Raw genomic sequence first — 6131 nt, 5'->3', positions numbered from 1 at the left:
TCTCGCGTCGCATAGACCCTTTCGCGTACTTTTGCGTTCAGAGCATTCTGAAGCCGAGGCAGCAAAGTCAGTTGAACGGGCAACATGATCAAGGCCGACAATGCGAGCGCGGGGTTCTGAACGAACAGAAAAACGAGGCTGGTGAGAAGCGTCCCGCCGTAGATGAGTGGAACGACGAATAAGCTAGCCCCGAAGTAGCCAACGGGCTCGACCTCCTGAACGGCGACGGCCGCAAGCGAGGCTCTCGTTTCAGCCGCCAGGTTCTTCCTCGATCTGCGTACGATCTTCAGGCGCAGTCGCCGTACGAGCCGTTCGCTGGCTCGTCCTCTGATGCGGGTCGCCGCAAATTTAACGAGGCCGCTCGCTGTCAAAATTGCGAGGTAACTCATGCAGAGCGCTATCAATAATTCCAAGCGGGGAAGATGGAAGCCAAGAAACGTCATTCCATCGTGCGCCTCGGGGGTTGCGAGTGCGTGATTGATGATGTGCTTGGGGATATCGAGGAGGAACCAGGCTGCGGGCAGCGTCAACAGGGACAAAAGAACCAGCAGGACTTGATAACGAGACGTGGCCCTCGCGACAAAGAGGGCCAACATCCAGGGATTACGGGTGACCGGCGCGACTTCGCTTCGGACCGTGGGTGGATGGGCTGTCCCCGAACCGGGTAGCTCTCCGTTGCCAACGTGATCCGAAGCAGTGATCGGCCTTCCAATCACGGCGGCGAGCCGGGCTCGACGCCTCCGAGCTGAGGATGCCCCCCGAAACAGCGCTCTCGCCAAATGTCCTATCGTCCACGCGGGAGCGACAACGAAAACGACGATCGCTGCGGCGGACAGTATCCAGTGGCCGTGGGGATAATCGAGGCCAGCAATCTGATGGACAAGTTGATGTATATAGTCGTTGACGCTGTAAAAGAAATTAACGAATATCATTGTACGAAAATTCCAATGGTCCGCCTCAATTCATCAATTCCCATATCCATCGACAAAACTATAACGAAACATTCATTAGCAACATTGTGCCACTTGGTATTGGAATTACCGAAAAATAATTTCATTGACGCATATATCCCCGCCAGCATGCCGAAAGAACGACGGGTCTATGCGTCGCCATAGCCGATCGGTGCAGGGACAATAAAGCATCGTTAGCGTCTGTAATTGGGCATGTGGGATATAGAATAAGATCCGTCTTTGATACCGCGGCCAGGGTTTCGGCATCAGGCGCCGGAACTGCTCGTGATGGATCCGCGCCTATCGCGATGTGACGCGTTGCGTCCCGATTCAATAGGAAGGGGAACGGATTTACGAAATTCAGGCTCATGATTGTCTTAAACTGAATGTTATTGGCCGATTCGTAATTACGGATTGCCTGAACAGCCTCATCGGCAGCCATCAACCAGCCAACCTGAAAATCCAGCTCTGAGTAAAGAGTGAAGGCCGGGAGCAGATTGCTGTCGGCCAAAAACCGGAATGTTTCGGGGAAGCGCGTGTAGACTGCCCGCATCTTCACCGCACGCTCGACGATCTCGGGACGTTGAGTGACTTGTCCGAGCGTCTTGAGACCCTCGTTCGGAACGTCTACGAATTTGGCCTGCACAACAAGCGCGCGCGCCATGCGGTGGGCCACGTTTATGAAGGGCGGCAGCGCCGCTGCGCCTATCAAAGACAACACAAGGATCAGCGAAGCGCCGCTGAGACGATGTACTCCTAGCAAGACCGAGAGCAGGACAGGCCAGATAAGAATGAGCGCCTGCCCACCTGTGTTCTGCGTCTCAAAAAACAGGCCGGCAAGGATGGCGACTGCGAGCCAAGGGCTGTTGTTGTCGAGCTTCCTTGCAAGAGCGCCGTAAGCCGGCGCGACCGGGGATTCTTGTCCGATTGGCGAGTCCCCAATCTTGAGCACAAAAAGCGCTATAGATAGCGCGGCGGCCGGCGCGAGGATGCCGAAATGGAGTGAACCGGCCTGCAAGAACCGCGATAGCAGGTTGCCCTCGTTAAGGCGCACGAGCAACAATATATCGGCCAGGTAAGCTCGAACCACGCCAAGCGCGGCGTCGAGCGCAATGAGTGCCAACAGGAAGGCGGCGACAATTCCGAGGGCTACACGCATGCTGATGCGCCCGGCGACGAAAGCGAAGGTGCAGAGGAGGCCGGCAGCGATAAAGCCCGTGATCTTCAACAGAAATAGAGCGAGGCACGTCCAGGTGACAACGATAAAAAGCAATCGTTGTCCTCTTATAAATATAAGACCACAAACTAAAATATACAGCAGTACGCTTGTATGCCTGTTATAAATGCCATACCCATCGACGCTGGGATAGCTTGAATATTGCTCGACATTCATTGGCGAAAGCTGAAAGAACAGGAACGGTAAAAGAAGAGCAAATGCAGTCGATCTCGATCGGTGGTTGACATGCGCAAGAATGACAAACATTGGCGGCGCGCTGACGAGCAGAAGCGACCATTGGACCAGCAGAAGCGGTTGGGCATTGTTGAAGGTGGTCAGGAGCGGCGCTACGAGCCAGTAGGCAAGAGGACCGACTGGGGCGAAAAAATCCACCGATGGAACCTGGCCGATTGATACGCGATAAGCCCCGTCGATATAGACGATCAAATCCCAATACATCGGGCCGACCGGGAGTTTAAGCGGTATCATCAATAAAATGATGACGCCGATAATGACGCAAAACATAATTGCAACAGGCGAAAACTGTTTGCCTTCCTGATTTATTGTCGTCTCGGGCGGCTCGATGGCTATGCTCATCAACGTCTATCCTGCGAAGCCAAGCGATAAGACGGGAGTGAGACGCCCTGATCGTCTGCGCGAGATACACCAGACAGGTCCGTTTTCTTGCACGAATCCGAAGAGCCGACATGTCCGGCAAGATCGCTCAGCCTCATGAGCAAACTGCCTCCAGAATGCGGAAGGTGAGGGTGCCAAGGAATCGCGGCCCGATCGAGTTCCTGGAACCCCTTCCGGCGATAGAGCCGGATAGCAGATGTATTATCCGCCCAGACATGCAGGCTCAGGCTGGCGAACCCATCGGCAATGGCTTGCTCGCCGGCTTGTTCGATCAGTCGGGATGCGATCCCACGGCGTCGGTACAGAGGAAACACTGCGAGGCTGTTGATGCAGTAGCTGCCCCAGTCCTGAAGGGCCGTTCTAGGCCAGAGATGGGTGTCCCGCGCTGATAGGTTCGACGGCATAGCCTGGTCGCAGAGCAAAGATGCCGGGAAGGCGTTTACCATGCCAACTACGGACGAGAAAGCGCCAGACTGTACGAGTGCAACCCAGCAACGCCGATAAGAACACTCGCTGTCGATTGATGAAATCATGTGCTTGAAGAGCTCGCCTGCGGTAACGCGGGGCTCGATCTCATCCAGAATGAACTGGAGAGTATCGCCCGCAGCCTGGAGCATCAGCTCAACAAGCGTCACGGTGTCTTCAGGAACGGCCGCTCTAACAATGATTTCCACAAAGGCCTCTGGTATTTTCGAGCTGAATGTTCACTGGCAAATCAGTCAAGTCATCTGCTGAACGACCGACTTTGCGCGGCGGACAATGGCCGGTCGACAAACCTCCGCCGTCGGTCAGGTGCCAACCGTCGGTGATGGTTGTGGTCTCACTGCACGAAATGTCACGAATTTATGGCCTATGAAGTTGGCGGCGGCCCCCATGGCGAGCGCGCCCGCATGCGCGGACGCCTCCGGGACGAATGTGAAACCGATCGCGGGGAACACCATGCGCAGGAGGACATGCGAGGTCAGGATCACTGTAACCACACCGACTGCGTTGACGCCCAGAAACAAGGCGATCTGCAAGGCAAGCGATTGTGAGGATGCCGTAAAGACAAAAGCACGATATAGCACAAAGCCAACCACCATGCCGATCATGTAGGCTACAAACACCGCCTCGAGAAATGGCATAACCAAAGAGAGAGGGAACCGGGCCAGCCAGTTAACGATCGTGGCCGAGCCGCCGACCAGGATAAAGCGCGCAATTTGAGCGACGAGTTGCATTCGCAGCCTTAACTGATCTCGACCTCTAAGGCGTCGATTTTGAATTATCCAGGTGCTATGAACTCTATATTTAGTCTGCGTCTCAGTTCTGTTCTTCTGCATCATCGCGTCCGGCAGGCGGACGATCGGCAACGCAGCGGCCCGCTAGGCAGACGATCTTGATGCGCTTATGCGAGGTTCCAAAGCAGTTGGCCTCGTAAAGTTCGCTCTTTCCAACCCCCGGAAGACGGGTAACTTTCGCGTTCGCGCAGGCCGCCTCCAACAAGGCGCGCTGCAGATCACCATCGTCAGCTCTCGATACGGTCGGCGAAAAAGAGATCAAGATTGCAAGAAACCGTCCTAGCATGATTTGCCCTCCGCTGCTTGAGGTGAAGGAACTGTCTATTTTCGAGACAGTACCAAAACGAGAGCGAACAAGCCTGCGGCTACAACTGCGGTGACGAACCAAAAAGTTGTTAGATTCAGATTTTGGACTAAATCAACGAACAACAAGCTCACGCCATGCATGGTTATTGGCAGCAAACCACTCATCGGCTCTCGCTGTAGTTCCAAGAAACCCTCACCGCGGCATGATAATCTGCCGCGGCTTGGAGTTCGATAGGCGCTTGAGCGGCGCTTATTTGGTCTTCTGCAGCTTCGTCACGGTGATCTGGCCGTTGACCCGGTCGGCGTCGAACTTGATTTTGTCGCCGGCCTTCAGACCTTTGAGCATGGCCGGGTCACCGGCGCGGAAGACCATCGACATGGCGTCCATATCGAGGTTCTTGATCGCGCCGTGATCAATGGTCAGCTTGCCAGCGGCCTCGTCGACCTTCTTGACCGTGCCATTGACCTGTTGGGCAAGGGCCGGCAGCGCGAACGCCACGAAGGCGAGCGTCGAGAGGATTTTCAGCATGGTGTGCTCCTTGTTGAGTAGGCGGGCGCCTACTTGACGATAACCTTGCCGGTCATTCCGGCTTCACGATGGCCGGGGATCAGGCAGGAGAAGTCGAATTCGCCCGCCTTGGTAAACGCCCAGACGATCTCGCCGGTCTTCTTCGGCGCTAGGCGCTTGGCGTTCGGATCGTCATGCTCCATGTCGGGATTCTTCTGCATCTCGATGGCGTGCTTGAGATTGTCCTCGAGCGTCGCCACGACGATCTCGTGATCGATCTCGCCGTTGTTGCGCAAAGCGAACTTGATCTGCTCGCCGCGTCGAACCTCGATGCGATCGGGAATGAACAGCATCTTGTCGCCTCGCTCGCTCATTACGACCTGGACGAGCCGTGATGGCTTTTTCGGATCGCCGGGCTTGCCGTAGGCGGTCTCTTCACCATGGCCGTGACCAGCACCACCCGGCCCAGCCAAGGACAGTCCGGTCGATGCCAGAACGGCTAGAGCAGCCAATGTCAGCTTCGGGGATTTAAACGTCATGCGGTCGCTCCTGGTTAGATTGTCATGATCAATGATTGGAATGGCCACCGGCTTTGGCGCCGGGGAGCGGCTTGCCGTCCGCGCCGAGCCGAGGCTTGCGCGGATCCTTGACTTGCCACGTCGCGAGGTCGGGCTTCACCTTTGGGCCCTCGACACGAGGCGCCTCGGCTAGTTTTTGCCCCTTGTACTCAAACGCGACCGTTCCCTCGGGGTTCTTGTAGTGGCCGGGGTCCTTGTAGTCGTTTTTGGCAAGGCCCTCGCGGACCTTCACGACCGAGAACATGCCGCCCATCTCGACGGGGCCGAACTGGGAGTAGCCGGTCATCATCGGCAGGGTGTTCTTCGGCAACTCCATCTCCATCGAGCCCATCTCGCCCATGCCGTTCGATCCCATCGGCATGTAGCCCGGCGCGGCCTTGCGGATCCGGCTCACGAGATCCTTCTTGGTGACGCCGATATATGTCTTCACCGAATGGCCCATGGCGTTCATCGTATGATGCGATTTGTGGCAATGGATCGCCCAATCGCCGGGCTCGTCAGCCACGAAGTCGAAGGCGCGCATCTGGCCGACCGCGACGTCGATCGAGACCTCGTCCCAAGCCGTGGCTGGATCGACCCAGCCCCCGTCGGTGCAGGAGACCTTGAACTCATAGCCATGCATGTGGATCGGGTGGTTGGTCATCGTCAGGTTGCCGAACC

8 protein-coding genes are annotated in these 6131 nt (G+C 56.4%); all 8 read right to left on the bottom strand.

Annotated elements, in window-relative coordinates; translation table 11 throughout:
• Positions 1-932 (bottom strand): ABC transporter ATP-binding protein (locus Q8M82_RS18125; protein ID WP_305692710.1); only part of this gene is annotated, 932 nt, incomplete at its 3' end.
• Between the two features lie 121 nt (positions 933-1053).
• Positions 1054-2763 carry a hypothetical protein gene (locus Q8M82_RS18120; RefSeq protein WP_305692709.1) on the bottom strand — a complete coding sequence of 570 codons (1710 nt, stop codon included), beginning with the start codon at positions 2761-2763 and terminating at the stop codon, positions 1054-1056.
• A complete protein-coding gene (locus tag Q8M82_RS18115; protein WP_305692708.1) occupies positions 2763-3476 on the bottom strand; it encodes a GNAT family N-acetyltransferase in 714 nt (237 codons plus the stop codon). The genes Q8M82_RS18120 and Q8M82_RS18115 overlap by 1 nt, the downstream gene beginning before the upstream one ends.
• Positions 3477-3590: 114 nt before the next feature.
• Positions 3591-4019, bottom strand: coding sequence for a GtrA family protein (locus Q8M82_RS18110; protein WP_305692707.1), 429 nt, complete (start codon positions 4017-4019; stop codon positions 3591-3593).
• Positions 4020-4101: 82 nt separating this feature from the next.
• The gene (locus tag Q8M82_RS18105; RefSeq protein ID WP_305692706.1) at positions 4102-4365 is read right to left on the bottom strand and encodes a hypothetical protein; all 264 of its coding nucleotides are present in this window, start codon (positions 4363-4365) and stop codon (positions 4102-4104) included.
• A gap of 270 nt (positions 4366-4635) precedes the next feature.
• Positions 4636-4914, bottom strand: a complete 279-nt coding sequence (locus Q8M82_RS18100; RefSeq protein WP_305692705.1) for a copper-binding protein — start codon at positions 4912-4914, stop codon at positions 4636-4638.
• A 29-nt stretch (positions 4915-4943) separates the two neighbouring features.
• Positions 4944-5432 carry a cupredoxin domain-containing protein gene (locus Q8M82_RS18095; RefSeq protein ID WP_305692711.1) on the bottom strand — a complete coding sequence of 163 codons (489 nt, stop codon included), beginning with the start codon at positions 5430-5432 and terminating at the stop codon, positions 4944-4946.
• 28 nt (positions 5433-5460) lie between these two features.
• Positions 5461-6131 (bottom strand): multicopper oxidase domain-containing protein (locus Q8M82_RS18090; protein WP_305692704.1); only part of this gene is annotated, 671 nt, incomplete at its 5' end.

It is taken from the genome of Allobosea sp. (assembly GCF_030694325.1).
Lineage (GTDB): Bacteria > Pseudomonadota > Alphaproteobacteria > Rhizobiales > Beijerinckiaceae > Allobosea.
This window is presented reverse-complemented; position numbering and strand designations above follow the sequence as displayed.

Excerpts from the sequence above, each read along its gene's own strand:
- Q8M82_RS18120 (WP_305692709.1), bottom strand. The coding sequence starts at position 2,763 with ATGAGCATAGCCATCGAGCCGCCCGAGACGACAATAAATCAGGAAGGC.
- Q8M82_RS18110 (WP_305692707.1), bottom strand. The coding sequence starts at position 4,019 with ATGCAACTCGTCGCTCAAATTGCGCGCTTTATCCTGGTCGGCGGCTCG.
- Q8M82_RS18105 (WP_305692706.1), bottom strand. The coding sequence starts at position 4,365 with ATGCTAGGACGGTTTCTTGCAATCTTGATCTCTTTTTCGCCGACCGTA.
- Q8M82_RS18100 (WP_305692705.1), bottom strand. The coding sequence starts at position 4,914 with ATGCTGAAAATCCTCTCGACGCTCGCCTTCGTGGCGTTCGCGCTGCCG.
- Q8M82_RS18095 (WP_305692711.1), bottom strand. The coding sequence starts at position 5,432 with ATGACGTTTAAATCCCCGAAGCTGACATTGGCTGCTCTAGCCGTTCTG.